This is a genomic window from Methylomonas sp. BW4-1, assembly GCF_052474385.1.
The window spans coordinates 297,070-313,675 of the sequence record NZ_CP184125.1 but is presented as its reverse complement, the minus strand read 5'-3'; the positions used below and the strand labels follow the sequence as shown (position 1 = coordinate 313,675).

General features: G+C 53.8%; 11 protein-coding genes. 6 read left to right on the top strand and 5 right to left on the bottom strand.

Translation table 11 applies throughout. The annotated features are described in order from the left end of the window. Positions 1-148: 148 nt before the first annotated feature. The 6 genes from ACH5Y9_RS01370 (at position 149) to ACH5Y9_RS01345 (ending at position 8,276) form a co-directional block, all read left to right on the top strand. Positions 149-3,322, top strand: a complete 3,174-nt coding sequence (locus ACH5Y9_RS01370) for a BTAD domain-containing putative transcriptional regulator (protein WP_445368241.1) — start codon at positions 149-151, stop codon at positions 3,320-3,322. Between the two features lie 161 nt (positions 3,323-3,483). Then, the gene (locus ACH5Y9_RS01365; protein WP_445368240.1) at positions 3,484-4,416 is read left to right on the top strand and encodes a hypothetical protein; all 933 of its coding nucleotides are present in this window, start codon (positions 3,484-3,486) and stop codon (positions 4,414-4,416) included. Further along, positions 4,413-4,574, top strand: a complete 162-nt coding sequence (locus ACH5Y9_RS01360; protein ID WP_445368239.1) for a hypothetical protein — start codon at positions 4,413-4,415, stop codon at positions 4,572-4,574. Before ACH5Y9_RS01365 ends, ACH5Y9_RS01360 begins: the two co-directional genes overlap by 4 nt. A 182-nt stretch (positions 4,575-4,756) precedes the next feature. Then, positions 4,757-5,590, top strand: a complete 834-nt coding sequence (locus tag ACH5Y9_RS01355) for a hypothetical protein (protein ID WP_445368238.1) — start codon at positions 4,757-4,759, stop codon at positions 5,588-5,590. A 275-nt stretch (positions 5,591-5,865) separates the two neighbouring features. Beyond that, positions 5,866-6,330 (top strand): putative lipoprotein, encoded by a 465-nt coding sequence (locus ACH5Y9_RS01350; RefSeq protein ID WP_445368237.1) that lies wholly within the window; start codon positions 5,866-5,868, stop codon positions 6,328-6,330. 41 nt (positions 6,331-6,371) lie between these two features. Then, positions 6,372-8,276, top strand: a complete 1,905-nt coding sequence (locus tag ACH5Y9_RS01345; protein ID WP_445368236.1) for a hypothetical protein — start codon at positions 6,372-6,374, stop codon at positions 8,274-8,276. A gap of 581 nt (positions 8,277-8,857) precedes the next feature. Here ACH5Y9_RS01345 and ACH5Y9_RS01340 read toward each other — a convergent pair. The 5 genes from ACH5Y9_RS01340 to ACH5Y9_RS01320 all read right to left on the bottom strand — a co-directional run bounded on the left by ACH5Y9_RS01340 (position 8,858) and on the right by ACH5Y9_RS01320 (position 16,605). Continuing rightward, on the bottom strand, positions 8,858-9,745 hold the full coding sequence (locus ACH5Y9_RS01340) for an efflux RND transporter periplasmic adaptor subunit (RefSeq protein ID WP_445368235.1): 888 nt from the start codon (positions 9,743-9,745) through the stop codon (positions 8,858-8,860). A gap of 77 nt (positions 9,746-9,822) precedes the next feature. Next, positions 9,823-11,820 (bottom strand): preprotein translocase subunit SecA, encoded by a 1,998-nt coding sequence (locus ACH5Y9_RS01335; protein WP_445368234.1) that lies wholly within the window; start codon positions 11,818-11,820, stop codon positions 9,823-9,825. Further along, positions 11,813-13,957 carry a hypothetical protein gene (locus ACH5Y9_RS01330; RefSeq protein ID WP_445368233.1) on the bottom strand — a complete coding sequence of 715 codons (2,145 nt, stop codon included), beginning with the start codon at positions 13,955-13,957 and terminating at the stop codon, positions 11,813-11,815. Before ACH5Y9_RS01330 ends, ACH5Y9_RS01335 begins: the two co-directional genes overlap by 8 nt. A gap of 21 nt (positions 13,958-13,978) precedes the next feature. Next, positions 13,979-15,727 carry an HlyD family efflux transporter periplasmic adaptor subunit gene (locus tag ACH5Y9_RS01325; RefSeq protein ID WP_445368232.1) on the bottom strand — a complete coding sequence of 583 codons (1,749 nt, stop codon included), beginning with the start codon at positions 15,725-15,727 and terminating at the stop codon, positions 13,979-13,981. Continuing rightward, positions 15,724-16,605, bottom strand: a complete 882-nt coding sequence (locus tag ACH5Y9_RS01320) for an HDOD domain-containing protein (protein ID WP_445368231.1) — start codon at positions 16,603-16,605, stop codon at positions 15,724-15,726. Before ACH5Y9_RS01320 ends, ACH5Y9_RS01325 begins: the two co-directional genes overlap by 4 nt. Between the last annotated feature and the right edge of the window lies 1 nt (position 16,606).

The window sequence follows — 16,606 nt, the reverse complement described above, 5'->3', positions numbered from 1 at the left end:
GCATCGAGCACATGGATATTAAGAGCCTAACTGCTTTTGCGTGAATAGAATACTATTTATAGGACTCTTCCCAGCCGATTACTAAAGACCGGATTAATAACAGTTGCTGCCGGACGCTGGTTTGTGCTGAACTACCGACGCGATTCGTGTGGATAAATTGCTTGGGGGGTGGATGATCGACAAACCGGTGCGCGCGCAACTTCCCGCTAAATTGGTCGCGCCGACCTTACCCGCTGTGGTTTGCCGCCGACGCCTGTTCGAACAAATAGACCGCAGCTATTCCGACTACGGTTCGGCAGTCTGGCTGTTCGGGCCGGCCGGTTACGGTAAAACCACATTAGCGGCTGATTATGCCGCCGCAAACACTCAACCCGTACTTTGGTACCGTTTCGACAGCGATGACCTGGACCCGGCCGTTTTTTTGGGGCATTTCCGCACTGCGGCAACCCGTTTGGGCCTGGTCTCCGCGACACCGGCGTTCGGCCCGGAATATTTGCCCGGCCTTGAAGCCTATGTCGGCGAGTTATTGCGCACGCTGTTGCCGCCCGAAGCCGCGCCAATGCTGCTGGTATTCGACGATTGCCACCAGGTGGTCGCTTCGCCGTTACTGGTGCGGATATTGGCCGCATTGGGCCGCATCGTCGGCGTGCAGCACCGAATACTGTGTCTGAGCCGCCACGAACCACCACCCGGACTGGCTATTGCATTGCAGCCGCTCGGCATGCTCACGCCGGCGCAATTGGCGTTTGACCGCGACGAAGCCGGCCGACTGGCCGATCTGGCCGGATTCGACGGCGGCAGCGACAGGCTCGACAAGTTGTTCGGCCAAAGCCGCGGCTGGCCAGCCGCTTTAGCCGTGGAATTACGGCAACGGCCACCCGAACATCCGACTCCGGCCAACGAGCAAGCAGATTTAGCGCAACGGGTGCAGGACGGTTTGGATGCCACCGTCTTGCAACAGTTGCTGGCCGTTGCCTGCGCAGAAACCGCAACCGAGCCGCTGGCGCACGATTTAGCAGACGACCCGGCCGTGTTGGCGACGTTGGCCCGACTGGCGGCCAACCATTATTTGGTCAACCGCATCGACACTGCCATCCCCAGTTACCAACTTCACCCTTTGCTGCGGGAATTTCTGCTGGCCCGCCACCGGGCCAACCTCGGACAGGACGGTTACGCGGCATTTTTAAAACGCAGTGCCGGAGTGCTGGAACGCCACGGCGAGATTGGCCAGGCCTTCGAACTGTACCGCCAAGCCGGCGCCGGACTGGACCTGCAACGCCTGATTCTGGTCCATGCCAAAACCGAGTTGGGCGCCGGCAGAAGCCTGCAACTGCAGTCTTGGTTGCAGAGTTTACCGGACGACTTACCGGCTAACCCGTGGCTGGAGTTCTGGCGGGCCGCGGCCCAGTTGGCGTTAAATCCGCCGTTGGCCCAAACCTTGTTCGAACGGGCTCACGCCAGTTTCGGCGACGACCCCTTGGGCAAAGCGCTGAGCGCCGCCGGGGTACTGAGCGCGATGTTTTTCGTGATGGACGACTTTCGCGACGCGGCACGCTGGCTGAACGAACTGACTGTGCTGGATTCAGTAATCGAAGCAGCCGACGATCCGGAGTTGGACGCCTGGATCCTGGGCTGCGGCAATATTCTGGTCCACTTCCCCGATTACCTGGAATTGACCCGACGCTGGGCGCAGCGAGCATTAGCGCGCCTGCCGCACTGTCCACCGGGGCGCCAGGTATTTTTAACTTCCTTCCTGTTGCAATACCATGTCTGGCGCGGCGATACGGAGGGTTCGCGCGCCTTTTTCGCCCTACTGGATCAACAGATAGTCAACGACGAACCGCTGTACCGGATCAATCTATTGAATTGGCAAGCAGTGAACGCTTACCTATGCGCCGAGCACGCCGCCGCTTACGCAGCCACCGAGGCGGCCGCGCAATTGGCTACCGCTTACGGCTTGGCTTTTTATTTGCCGAACATTTACGGACAAGAAGCCTACACCGCGCTGTCGGCCAGGGACTGGGAGCGCTTTCGCTCGGCGTTGGCGCGCATGGAAGCGTGTTTGCCGGCGAATCGGCGGGTAGACCAATCGTTCATCTTGCATTTGCGCTCCGGCCTGTCGCTGGCGGAACAGCGTTTTAGTCAAGCGCGCCAGGAAGCGGAACTGGCGTTGTCGATTTGCCGCGAAATCAACTTACCTTCGGTGGCGGCCCTGGTTCAGCACGGTCTGGCGCAAATTTTGGCGGCGGCTGGCGATCTGGCCGAAGCCGCCCGGCATTTACAGCAATTGCAAAGCCATGCCGTTCGCGCGGACAAGCCCTTCATTCTATTCATGGCCTTGCTGACCGAAGCCCAAGTCCTACTGGCCGGCGACGACGAAGCCGGCGGCCTGGCAGCGTTGGCCCGAGCGATGGCATTGGGCAAGCGCCAGCGCTATCTGAACGTGCACCCGTTCTGGCAGCCGGCAGTGATCGGCAGGTTATGTACCGTGGCACTGGAGCGCGGTATCGAAGCCGACTATGTGCGTTGGTGGATAGTGCAACGCCAACTGCAACCGGACGGTAACGCCTGCGAAGAATGGCCGTGGCCGGTGAAAATCCGAACGCTGGGCCAGTTCAGGATCGACAGCCTCGAACCGGCGGCCCGTCGCAGGCAAAAAGACAACAAGCCATTGCAGTTGCTGCAGTGGTTGCTGGCGACGAATCCGGACGGCGTGCCTCAACAAACCCTGGCCGATGCGCTGTGGCCGGACTCGGACGCCGATGCCGCCCAGCATGCGCTGGAAGTGGCCTTGCAGCGCCTGCGCAAACTGCTGGGACGGAATGAGGCGGTGTTGTTGCAGGGCGGCACCCTGTCTTTGAATCGGGAATTGTGCTGGCTGGACATTTGGGTCGTCGACGAAGTCGCCAGACGATTTGCCGCCGACCCGAATCAGGCCGCAACCTTGGCGGATCGCCTGTTAAAAGTCTGGCGCGGCTCGTTTTTGCCCGGCCTGGAAGCGCCATTAGCGGCATCGAAACGGGAAAATCTCGCTGGCAAATTCATCCAAACTTTGGAAAAGCTTGGTTCCGAGCTGGAAGCCGCAGGCCGCAGAGCCGTGGCCATCGCCTGCTATACGCAAGCCGTCTCAATTGAACCGTTGGCGGAAAATCTGCAATACCGGCTGATCGATTGCCTGCTCGCCGAAGATAGGCGCGCCGAGGCCTTGCTAGCTTACCGCCGCTGTCGGCGCCACTATGCTGGCCACTATGGCATCGAACCCTCTCCCCGCTTAAAGTCCCTGGCCGCACTGATCACGGCACCAAACGTCGGTAAAGGCTGAACACTGTTCATAGCCTTAATAGACGGTATCGAGCTAATACTAAATAACTTCCGGTCACGCATTCGCCGATCATCCGCAAACAAATTCGGTCGATGTTGTGAGTTTTTTGTGAGGCCTGTTGCTTTAGGGTATCGACACGACCGTCGATAGGAGACCTAAACATGAACTTTCCCGCTAAGCCGATCACCTTGTTTTTATGCGTCAATCCGTTTTCGACGTTTGCCGCGGTAGTTTCGCCACCGCCTGTGCTGTCGTTGATCGCTTCCGACGTTTATGTCCAGTACGGCGGCCCCGGGGTCGCGAATACCTTGCAGCATCATCCCAGCGTATTGTCGATTGCAGTCGGCGGCTCTATGGCTTCCGCCGATTTCGGCAGCGGCGTCTTTAAGGCCAATTCTGCAGCTGCGGATACAGGCTCACAAACCACTTATGCCTACACCGGCATGACTGCAACATTCAAAAATACCGGCGCCGTCAATATCAGTTTTGCCGCCGGGGCGATTGATGCCGACATCGACGCGGTGTTCAGCCGCACAATCGGCAGCGAAGCGAGCGGCCAAGCCGCCACGGTACTGAGTTCCGCGTTGGCAGGAACTTACCCGGGCAATAATGTTCCCGGCGTTAGCGTGCTGTATCAATACGGTGCTTCCAATAGCCCGTCATCGCCGTTTTTCGACTTTCATTTCAACCCCAATGCCGGTTTCACCGGCAGCGGTACGGCAGATGCGGACAAGTTGTCGGCCAATCTGGCCTTCCCGGCTTTCACGCTGAAACCGAACGACATTCTAACCGTGAATTATTCGCTGAATACCTGGGTCGTGGCCGGCGTCGGCTTGGGCACTCCCGGCAGTGGCTGGAGCGCGACCAGCGATGCAACGCACACCGCGTCGTTCAGCCTGCAATTGCCGGCGGGAACCTTACTGAACTCGCCGATTGCGCTAGATTGGGTGAAAACGGCGCCTGTCCCGCTCCCGCCAGCCATCGGCTTGATGCTTACCGGGTTGGCGGGCATATTCGGCTTCACCCGCCAACGTTCGCACCAAGCCATGATTTTCCCGCTGGTCGAATCCATTAACCCAGGAATCCAATCATGAATCTAAACAAAGGTTATGCGCTATTCGGCATCGCGTTATTCGGCCTTACCACCGCTGTTCGCGCGGACAAGGCCATTTTGCAATATGGCGGCAACGATTACGGCAATCAGCGTCTTTTCGATCCCAATCCAGCTACTTTCGACGACGCCAACATTTAGGATGGCGTCATGTCGCCACGGCGGGATTCAGGGCTTCCGGTTATTCCGATTCGGTAACCAACTCGAACAACCGTTTCAGCCAAGGCTCCTTGCAATATCACTATCTAAGTTACTTAAGACCATTCAGATTAAACACCAGTCAGAGATACTTTAAAGCACGTCATAACATTTGGAGGATTATTATGTTGAAATTAGTACGATATATTGGCATATGCGCGCTTGCGACCAGCCAACTTGCAACAGCGGCGACAGTGTTCGTTCAATACCCTGACCCCAGCGGTTCTGGGATCACGTCTGATCCTGCATTTGCCACGCAGACCGGCGCCGGCTTCTTTGCAGAGGCGGATCTGCTGAGTGCCGTATTCAAGGCAAGATCGGAATCCCCGGACGCTTCCTTTGCTTATGCTGGACTACAAGGTTTGACCTTTACCAATCCGCTGGGCAACGCGCCAATACTGCTGCCGGCCGGAGCGCTTGGTGTCAACATTACCGGCCAGTATACACTTGGCCCGCTGGTACCAAACTCTGGCGCCAGCGCGGGCATAACCGGTGTCCTTAGCATCAATGACGGCAGCTTGGCAAGAGTAGCCAGAGGCGATCATTTCGTCAATATTGGTCAGGCTAGTAATGGTTTCTCCTACCCTCCCACCAATACAACAACCCCAATTACGCAAAACGGGGGGACCGTCTTGTTTAATACGGCAACCTTGACCAACCTTGACATGACATTATTAATGCCAGCCATGACAATAGACCCTGGCGAAACCCTGGAAATCACGTTTTTGCTGCAAACGATACAAGGGGCCAATGGTGTCGGCGTCAAATCACTAGCCGATGCGTCGAACAGCGCAAAGTTGTTTTTCAATTTACCGGCTGGCGTCAGTTTGGTCGACAATGCTGGTGGTACTTTGACCTGGGTTAAGCCTGTGCCGTTACCGGGAGCTTTTTCGCTGTTCGGCATTGCACTGGCATCTGCGGCAGTATGTCTGCGGCGCGCCGCCCCCCATTCGCACTAGCAGATTTTTCGCTCGTTCCCACGCTAGCGCGTGGGACGGCACTTGTGTATAACGCTAAGCACCCGAGCTTGGAACTACCCATTAAAAACGTATAAACACGGGATGTAAGCCTCTTCATCCCTGACCTTCTTCTCCCTTTTTATCATGCGGCTTCGGAGGCCGCGAGCGTTGACAATTCGCCATCCTACCTCCACCAAAACACTGTAGAGGCGTAAAACCTTGCGTCTTCACGCATAAGCAGTAACACTACTTGTTTTTTAAAGCCATCCAAGCATATGAACTCATTCAGAACCTTTACTTTGGCAACTACTATCGCGTTGGGAACTACACTGATAAGCGGCTGCTCGTTTTCCACCAGCTCCGAGAGCTCGTCCGACAGCATCGGCAGCTTATCTGACAGCTCCGGCGGCATCTTCAAAAGCGCCTCCAGCCCGTTTACCTCCAGCTCCGACTCGTCTCGTAACAAGCGCGATAAATACGAAACCGATGTGGCCGACTATACCGCTACCTTCGTGGTGTCCAGCAGCGGCACACTGGATAGTTTTCGCGGACATCTCAGCGAATTGGCCGAAAGTCATGAGATCACCAACTGGGAAACCGACCGGAATACTTACGTAGGCATCGGCCGTGGACTTGCTAAAGCCAAGCTCGGCAAACCGCAAATTTCGGCGTTTACCGAAAGTTTGAGCGATAACGAGCCCTGGAAGAAACAGGCCATTGAAGAAGGTTTGAAAAAATAATCCCGCAGGCAGTCGCCCACTTGGTCATGCCAGTTGCTGGCTTGAAATTCGCAACGTGGGCGCTGACGCTGGGCTGTTTACTTTGGGTAGCCGTTGCCGAAGCAGACCAAAGTCATCATTTCGAATTCCTGTACATAGACGCCAACGAAGGCAGCGCCAGCGGCGGCCATGCCGCCATTAAATTCGACCGGCAAGTCTTTCATTTTCAGCACATCGAACCTGGCCTGCTGCGTTTGTATCGCAACGATGCGGCGGCTTTTGAGTTTGCCTACGGCTTTCAGGAGAACCGAAACATATACGGTCACCGCATCGAAGTGTCAGAGGATTTTTTTCAAGTACTACGGGATACCTTTAGTCGCCGCCTGTTCATTCAAAACCAACAATTGTCGCTGTTACAAGCCCTACACGACGACCAGACGCTGGTTTCAGGCTTGCAAAATCTTGGCTCTGCGCCGCCTATACCCATAAAAGGATTGGGTTATTTTTTGAGGCAATACCGAGCGACGGAAGCGCTCCCTGTCGAGGCAGACAAACCCAGCAATAACAGCCAAGCGCTACAACAATTGCACGAAGCCATCGTTAACAAGTATGGCGAAGATTTTTTGGCGGCCAAGCGCCAGCAAGCTTGGCAAACCTTGCAAACCCTGAAACCTGAGTTAGCAGTTAACCCCGCTGAAACCACGGATACACGGTTTACCGCCACGAACAGTTCGTTTGCGGAACGCTATCGCAATCAGTTGCTGAATCTGGCCGCGCTGGATGTGCTACACGCCAGGCTATCCCCGCTTAGCGAAAGTTTGTTAGAAATTCCCGAGGCGACATACAAACTCAACACCGCACAACGTGCCAAGCTGCAAGATTTTCGGCAGCGTTTGTTTGCCGATTTAATGACTCTAATGCACAGCCAACGCAGCGACTGGGGTTATCCGCTGTTGGTGGGAATGGCCCGTTTGCATGCGCTGGACCATGCCGTCGCCTCGGGCTATCTGAGCGTGCTGGACCGCAGTCGCCCCGACAGTGAAGATCCACAAGCCACTATTATCGACAATGACAACTTGCCGGCAGCGCTGCAATACAGCCAAGAGCTGTTTGCTGCGGCGTCCAAACAACTCGACAGCCCCATAGCGCTGGATGAGCTTGCTTACTCGGAACTGGAGCTAAGCGCGACGGCGCTAATGCAACTGCATAAGCCGCGCCATGATCAGCAATCTTTGCAGCTGTTGCCATTGACAACCACGCCGTCGCGACCGGCAGCGGCGGAATTGCTTGGTTTGCCGCTGCCTACCAGCGAACTGGCAGATTTCCAAAACAGCGTCACACAGCAACTCGAAACATATCAAAGCCAATTGCAATCCTTATATGGCTATAACTTGCTTAGCCGCAATTGCGCCACCGAAATCTTTCGGCTCATTAACCAGACGGTTGCTGACATCTCGTCTACAACCAACGAAAGCACAAGCCAGGCGTCGCAGCGGCTGCTGGGCGGTTACGTTGATGAAGGCAGCTTGAACATGATTCCGTTTATCGCCTATGACCAGATAGGAAGCACATATCGACTAAGCACCAGCTTCCAGCGCCAGCCCTACAGGGAACGGCAGCGTCAACGGCGTTACCGGCAAATGCCACAATGGCAGGTGGATTTACAGGAATCCAATACCCTAAGTTCGAGGATTTATCAATGGAACGAGGATGACGCGGCGTTTTTATTCTTCACTCAAGATCAGCTATGGCCTCGGCCATTGCAGGGCGGCTTCAATCTAGCGATAGCCGGCGGCCAGGGCCTTTATGGTTTGTTCAGTTGGCCTTGGGATGACGGCGACAATCTACGCAAAGGCTTGAAAGGTTTTGTGGTCAGCCTGCCTGAACTGTTGTTCTTTAACATCCGTAAAGGCTCGTTTCCAGGATTGCTGCCGGAAGCAGGTCTATATTGGCCTGAGGCTTTTTAACTAGGCTAGCTTGCGGGTATAGCGACGGTGAGAGGGGGAGAGGAATAATTCGTTGGCGCTTTACCGGACTGCCCTCAGACCCTAGGCAATTTGCGGTGAAATACTCGGGCATCAGGCTCGAACATCAATAAATCTGCCTTTACCACCTTCGTTATTTTGATCGGAGGCGTCTTTAACAACCGGTTGGACTTGCTGAAACGCTTGTATGGGGCTGTTTGGCTGCGCCTTTTTGACTGTCGGAACATTGGCCCCGGCAGCACTATAAATTTGCGACGCGCCTGAATTAATTGACATGTATGACATTGGCTACCTCTTGTTCACGGATTTAATGGCTACAACTCTACTTGAGAGCAGCCAATTTTATTCCAAGCCCTTTGTATGAGTTGCCTGTTGCCTCGCAGTTTTCGAGATAATTGCTATACCAGCTTCGAAGCATATACCTGAATTGCGCTAATTTACCCGATATGCCGCATCAATCCGTTCTCGCGAGGCTTCAGACAGGAAAAACACCGGTAGGCGTTCGCTTGTCAATCCACCCTATTTGTTAGTATCAATGCGGCGGGTAAGCGCTGTTGCTTGGCTCAACGCTTGATGACCGGACTCACCGGCACCGCGTTCTGCGGTACAAAAGGCGGGGGAGTCGGCGTCGTGGTTGGAGCTGGCGTGGCAAAATCAAAGGTGGCGATACAGTTGACGCCGCCGATCAGTTCGTCGCTGGGGTTCGGTAAGGTCATGCGCACGGTAAAGCTGCCGCTGGCAGGATCAATCAATTGGTCCACTTTGGTAACCGTGGCTTTCACGACTTTTTTGGCCGGCAGTTCGGGGCGTACTTCCACATCCATACCAGGCTGAATCAGACCAAAATATTCAGTCGGCGCGATCAGCTCAACGCGCAACGGATTGACTTGCGCCAGCTTCATAATCGCGCGATCACTAACGGACTCGCCGGGCATCGCATAACGGTCTATCACAATACCGTCTATCGGACTTTTGATGGTTTTAACCTCCAGTTGCGCCTTGGCCATTTCCAGTGCCAACATCGCCGACTTTTTACGTTCCTCTGCCTTTCTCAACTCGATTCCCGCTAACACCACTTCGGTTTCGACTTTATCTTTCTCGATTTGCGAAATGACATTGGTGGTGGCTAAACTCCGATAACGGGTGCGGTTGCGCGTGGCGTATTCCAGTTTCACTTTCTGATTGCGTACCTCACTGCTACTCTCGGCATCGGCCTTGGCCTGGTTGAACTTGGCCAATTCCACCGACGCTTCCAATTGGGCCAGCGGTTGGCCTTTGATAACGTGATCGCCCTTATCGACCAACAGCGCTGCGACAGTCCCCGCCACCGGGCTACTCAACTCGACGTACATTTCCGGCTTGACCATGCAATCCAGATTGGCGGCAAACACGGTGCCACTGAACAGGCCAGGACCGATTAATGCGCAAAAAAAATGGTGGCGTATGGGCATGTAAAAATCACTAATCGATTAGTTTGATTTGAAACGGTCTGATTTTTAACAAAATAGTAAATTTAAGGCCACAGCGTTTATTCAAACTTGCCGGAAAACGCCAAAATACGCGACAAATGCTTATCCTGTTTGCTGAGTTGCCTTCTGACGTTGCGCTGTTGCCGCTCGTTATAAATTTGCGGCAGGCGTAATATCAGGTTTCCCAAAAAACCCGGCAAAGCTTGCTGATCTTTAGCCAGGCCGGCCAGAGCCTTGAGAATAGCAGACGAATAAAACTCCCGTAGCGCCGTATCCTCCAGCGACAGTATCGCTTCGCAGCTACCCGGATCGCCTTGCCGGGCAGAGCGCCCGTATAGTTGCCGATCTATACGCCGAGATTCATTGCAGTTCAACGCGATCACGTGCAAACCGCCCAACTCCGCCACGCCCAATCCCAGGGCTATATCGGTGCCACGGCCGGCCATATTCGTAGCTACCGTAATAGCGTGCAACTGCCCGGCTTGCGCGATGATCTCAGCCTCGTGTTGATCTTGTTCCGCATTCAACACCCGGTGAACCAAACCCGCCGCTTCCAGCCAGACACTGACCTCTAGCGACTCGGCAACCGAACCGGTGCCTACCAAAATTGGCCGGCCTTGCGCATGTATTTCCGCGACCCGTTGTAAAAATGCCCGTTGCTTGGCTGCCTGCGTGGCATAAATCCGTTCGCTGAACAAAATCCGTTTCGATACTATGTGCGTAGGCACTTTTACGCTATGCAAACCATAAACGCGCTGCATTTCCGTCGCCACTTCCCGCACCGTGCCCGAAGTACCGGCCAGTTTGAGATAGCGGCTGAAAAAGCGCTGGTAACTGATCCGTGCCAGCGGCTCGCGTTGTTCGGAAATCAAGCAACCTTCCTTAGCTTCTATCATTTGTTGCAAGCCCTGCTCCCAAGACCGATCCTCCATCACCCGGCCGGTAAACTCATCGATGATTTGCACCTTGTTATCTTTGAGGATGTATTGCTTGTTGCGCTTGAAGCAATACTCGGCAATTAGCGCCTGTTTGACCATGGCTTCCCGCCAGCGCTTATTTTTCCAACTCGGTCCCAAGCCGATAATCATATCCGCAAGGGTATTTTCGCCTTGCGGCGTCAGTTCGACATCCCGAGTTTTCGGGTCCATGACAAAGTCGTCGTTAATGAACAACGATGAGGCCAGATACAAGGCATCACCGTAGGTTTCCGGAGACGCCTCATTCGGCCGGGTCTGGGTGATGATCAGCGGCGTTTTGGCTTCATCGATCAGTACGCTATCGGCTTCGTCAATGATGGCAAAGCATAAGCCGCGCATGATCAGAGCCTTGCTTTTCGGCTGTTTTATTTGCTGCTGAATCTGCTTGAATTGAAATTTTAACAAGCCCACATCCTCGCCCATCTCGATGCGGTCACGCAGATAATCAAAGGCAATTTGTTTATTCGTCGTATGGACGATGGGTTGTTGATACAGTTTTCGGCGCAGTTCAAGGTCCATACCGTCAACCACCGCACCGGACTTCAAGCCCAGGCGCAGATAAAGCGGTTTCAGAATCTCCGCATCGCGCGCCGCCAAGTAATCGTTGGCAGTAATCACATGCACCGGGATGCCTGCCAAGGCGGCGGTGCAGGCCGGCAAGGTCGCGGTCAGCGTTTTGCCTTCGCCGGTTTCCATTTCCGCCAGCATGCCGTTGATCATTAACCAGCCGCCAAACAATTGCACGTCAAAATGCCGTTTATTCAGCGTCCGACCGGCGGTTTCGCGAATCAGCGCGAAGGCTCTGATCATCAGCTCTTCTGTCAGACCATGCCGGTATAGATTTTCCCGCAGTTCCAGAATGGCAATGGTCAACTGTTGCTCGTTGTAGTGGCTTAACGGGGCAGCAACTTTTTCAACTCGACTGACGATATAAGCCTGGCTGAAACGTTGGCGGTTCAGGCGTTTGTGGATTTTGTCGAAAAATGCCGCGGCGCCTTGTTCGAAATCACTTAGTCGACTTTCCGGCTTTTGCGGGTAGCTGCCAAAATATACCCCTGGACGCAACACCAACTCAGACATTGAACTGCCTCAAAAATACCTGGCGTACCCGGCGGTACAGCTGAGTCATAATCGATTCGCCGCCATGGTTGATCCGCACATAAGCGCGCATACCTATCGGCAGATTTTTCGGCGGCGAGAAGTCCAGATCGACCAAAAAGATTTTTTGCAGGGTTTGCATGTCTTGTTCGTTTTCCGTGTTCACGCGGATCTTGCCGCCGCCGGTGGTCGCCAGGGCCGGGCTGGGTAGCGTATTGGTCGCTTCCGGCGCCAGCCTGATAATCCGGGCCGGGTAGTCCCGATACGGATCACTCACCAGGCGCACATTGATTTCCGGACTGCCTTGCCTTAGCAGGCCAATATTGTCTTGCGTTACCACCATGCGGATGGTCGGCGGCTGTTCATCCAGAATGTAACCAATCAACTCCCCCTGACGCAAATGGCTACCGGTCAGATCGTCGGCATCCGGTAACAAAATGTAGCCAGATTTCGCCGCACTCACAATCATCGCACTCGCTTTTTTGTGCAAATGATCCAGTTCGGATTCCGCAACGCGCAGCGATTCTTTCAAAATTTCCGCCTTCACCAAATCCGACTCTTTCTCCGCCCGATATTGGCTTTGTAACTCGGCCACTTTGGCGCGAGCGATCTTGGCTTTGGCTTCCAATGCGTCGTCATGCATGGTCAGCAACACATCACCCTGATTCACGAATTGATTGGATTTCACCAACAGTTCGCCGATGAAACCCTCTTGCTCCACCTTGATCAACGCCTCATCGGGCAGCCACACCACACCTTCAGCCAGCGTGTAATTGGGAATCGGCAAAGCACCAAAAACCAGAACAACCAACAAGGCTACGCCTGCAGTGGTCAGTAGCGCCTTATCTCTTTTCCGACTCAGACTGGGGCTGGCAAACACAAAACGTATGGCTTTATACAGCGGAAACGCCACCTGTAATGACACCATCAACAACGCAACGACGATACCCAGTGAGAAAAATTTTTCGGTCAGATAAATACAGACAAACCATAACATCATCAGGCGGTAAGTCAGCGATGCCAAACTATAAATGACAAACCAAGCCGTTTCGCCTGGAGCGGAGGCTGGGGACACCGCCTGTTTCAAATCAAACAAATAGCGCTGGGCCAAATAAGCCCAGATTTGGCTTGAACGCTGATACAAATTGGGAATGCTCAAGGCATCGGCCAGAATGTAATAGCCGTCGTACTTCAATAATGGGTTCCCGTTAAAAAACAACGATGAGACGCCGCCGGTCAGCAAGATGTCGAAGCCCACATCCTGGACAAACCCGGTCTCGGTACTCAAAAACAAGAATAAGCCGAGCGCGGCCAGAAATCCTTCCACCAGAATGCCAGCGGCGCTGATCAACATCCGGTCGTATTTGTTACGCAGATGGTTGGCGGCGGAGGCATTGACGTAAGGCACCGGCATGAACAATAAAAAATTGACGCCCATTTCATGCACTTCGCCACCTTTCAACTTCATCGCAAAGCCATGCCCCAATTCATGCAGGATTTTGATCAAGGGATACAGCAAGAACATGATCAAAAAATTGTAGGGTGCCAAAGCGTTCAATTCAAAATGATGGCTGATTTCCGACCAATTAGCCCCTGCTTGCAGTAAAGCAATTGCAATGACTAGCAGCCAAACCACGCCGAACTTGACGCTGAACAGCCCCGCCACTTTAGATACATGTTTGCTGAGAAACTCGTCCGGATCCCACAACGGTAATCTCAAAGACAGCGGATTCAACAAACGCTGATTGCTTTTCGCGCTGCTTAAACGCGCCTGACGCTCGAATAATTCTTCGGTGTTGACCAAGGCTTCGGTTTGAATCAAATCGGCCTGATGTAATTGCCCCAGTAGTTGAATGAGGTCCTGTTGGCTGGGTGCGTAGTCGCCCAACTGCCGATTCAGGATGTCGGCTATCTCTTGTACGCTCAACTTGCCGTCCAATAGCCCGATGAACTGATAGGCCAGGCTATTAAAGCGCTGATGGCGGGCGGTATTGGGGTCTTCCAGGATGTACCAGATCAGGCCGCGATACTCGTGGCGATGAATCTCGATATGGCTATGCAACTTGGGTTTGAGCTTGGCGACCCGGTACCAATGCGGGCTGAACAGTTCGTTAGCCATAAGTAAACCTCAGCATCCGTTTCACCAGGACCAAATCCACAAACGCAGCCAAGCCAGCATGTCGTGGCTCCATATCCACAACAAACTAGCGCGTCCGGCTTCGATCTTGCCAACACCCTCCATACCCGGCCGCAATAATTCAGGAGCTTTTTCCAGGCTAGCTTCCACCCGAAAGACATTCTTACCACTATCGGTTTTGGCCACTGCGGTAATCTTTTGCACCAACAGTGGAAAGGTCCGGCTGGGCATACTGGCCAGCACCAAAGAACCTTTTTGACCTTCCTGAATATAGGAAATCAGGCTTTCATCCACCTTCAGGATGATGCGGTAACCCTCCAACGGGGCAATCTTGAACAGGATTTCACCGCGTTCGACCGGTGAACCAAGTTTCTGACTCAAATCGCCTTCAATCACCACCCCATCGAACGGCGCGGCCAGATTGATTTTCTGCAACTGCTGGCGGGTCAGCTCCATTTCCGCGTCGGCCTGATCGATTTGCGCGCTGATGACCCTGACTTTCACCAGATCACCACCGGACAGGGCTTCGCGATATTCGCGGCGGAATTTTTGCAGCTGTCCGTCCAGCTTGCTTAATTCCAGTTGTAATTCCGCATCGTCCAGGCTAGCCATCAGTTCGCCTTGCCGCACCGTATCGCCGGCCCGTACCGCCGCCGATTGCAAAAATCCGGAAATGGGCGCAGCGACCACCCGCTGAATTTTGCCTTCCAACACCGCGTTGGCGGTCACCCGAAAATCAGCGCGCCACACGGAGGTGACCAACAAGAACAACACCAAGCCCAGGGCGGTCAATTTCACTTTGAAGTGTTTGACGCCCATCAGTTCGGCCAGCCGCTGTTTAAGCTTGATGCCGATTTTTACCGACAACGCTTGTTCATCGAGTTTTTTTAGGGCCAGATAGGGCGAGATCAGTGCCAGGGCTTGTTGGCAAAGTAGCACGGTTTCCTTAGCAAAGGATTGTTCTTCGCTGCGTAGCAGGGTAACCGCGCCGATAAACTCACCGCCATGCAACATCGGCACGGTCAGCAATGATCCATAACCATACTTGCGGACGATTTCCTGATGAGCGCGCTGGATGCTGACCGATTTGACATCCGGAACCACCACCACGCTATCCTGCTCGATGGCTTCGCCCATCGCGTCGGCTATTTTTTGCAACAAATTGGCTTGCTGGTCGAATTGCGCATTGTTGGAAATCGCCACTACCGTACTGTAGTTGTCTTTATATTCGCCGATGGCAACCCGATCGCAACCCAGCATGCGCGTCAATTCGCTACCCAGGCTAATCAAAACCTCGCGGTAACTATTTTGCTCGAAACAAGCCGCCAGCAAACCGACTACCGAGCTGTAAAAATCGTCGTTCTGCTGCAAGTGACCTTGCGCCAAGCCCCACCACTCCACACTCTGCTCCAGCGTGGCAAAAACAGCCGCGCGCCGATCAGCAACAGAGTGCTCAAGTTTGAGCGCAATCACGCCTAATAGTAACGAACCGTCAAATACCGGCAGACCGAAAAAGTCATATTGCAGTTGATCCGGCTTTGCGACATTCGGAATATAACTGGGTTGATTTTTATCCAGTGTGAGTTTGCAAATAGCCGATAACTCGGCGGTATCGGCGAGGTTCTCCGGCCATTTCGCAGAGAGTCTCAGTGTTTTGCCATCCGCATCGCTCACCATCAATGCCGCAGCCTCAGTTTGCGGCACAATGCGGCAGACTATCTCCAGCCATTGTTGGGCAAATCTAACGCTCATGGCGGAAAACCTCCCGGACAGGCATTACTCTGAACCACACTCTGCGGGCACAACATCAGAAATATGTCATCGAGATGGTTGGCTATTTCCTGACTGACCAGGTCTTTCAAATTACTGGGGATGGCGGCAAATTGTTGCTGGCTATCCTTTAAGCCACTGAGCGCTTGGTTAAATTGTTCCGGCTCCGCAAACACTTGCTGCGCCAGATAAACCAGATAGGTTTCGTTGCGATAATGTGGATCGGTAAGTTCAGGATGCAGTTGGTGACCAATGATGTGCGAATATACCTCGGGTAAATGCCATAAACGCATCAACTCAGAGCCCAACTGACAATAATCAAAGCCAAACAACAGCCGTTCCTGCTCGTCAATCGGCAAGCCCTGCTCCCGGCTTGCCAGCAATGCGTCCAGCGCCTGTTCCGGGGCTTTGACAAACATCGCCGCGTGACCGATTTCCAATAACAGCCCGAGAGCAAAAAAACGATGTCCAGCGGGTAGTCCGGCCAGTTTAGCCAGCGTGCGGCAGGCGATGCCGCATTCGATGCCATGCAACCAGAACTCTTTCAAGTCCATCACCGCGTCGGGAATATTGCAAAACGTGCGCATGCACAGACTGCTCAACAGCAAGTCATGCAACTGAATGGTACCAATCAAGCTGATTGCATCGTAAAGGTCATACGCTTTGCGGTTAAAGCCAAAGAAGCGGCTATTGGCCATGCGGATTATACGGACGGTCAACATAGAATCGGTTTGCAGCACAGCGACATAGTCGCGGATTCTGGCATCCGGCTTTTCTAATAACAGCCTGATTTTCAGATACACCTCAGGCATCGAAATTTTTTCGGCCAAATCGCAAAGGAATTGTTGTTCAGCTCTCATA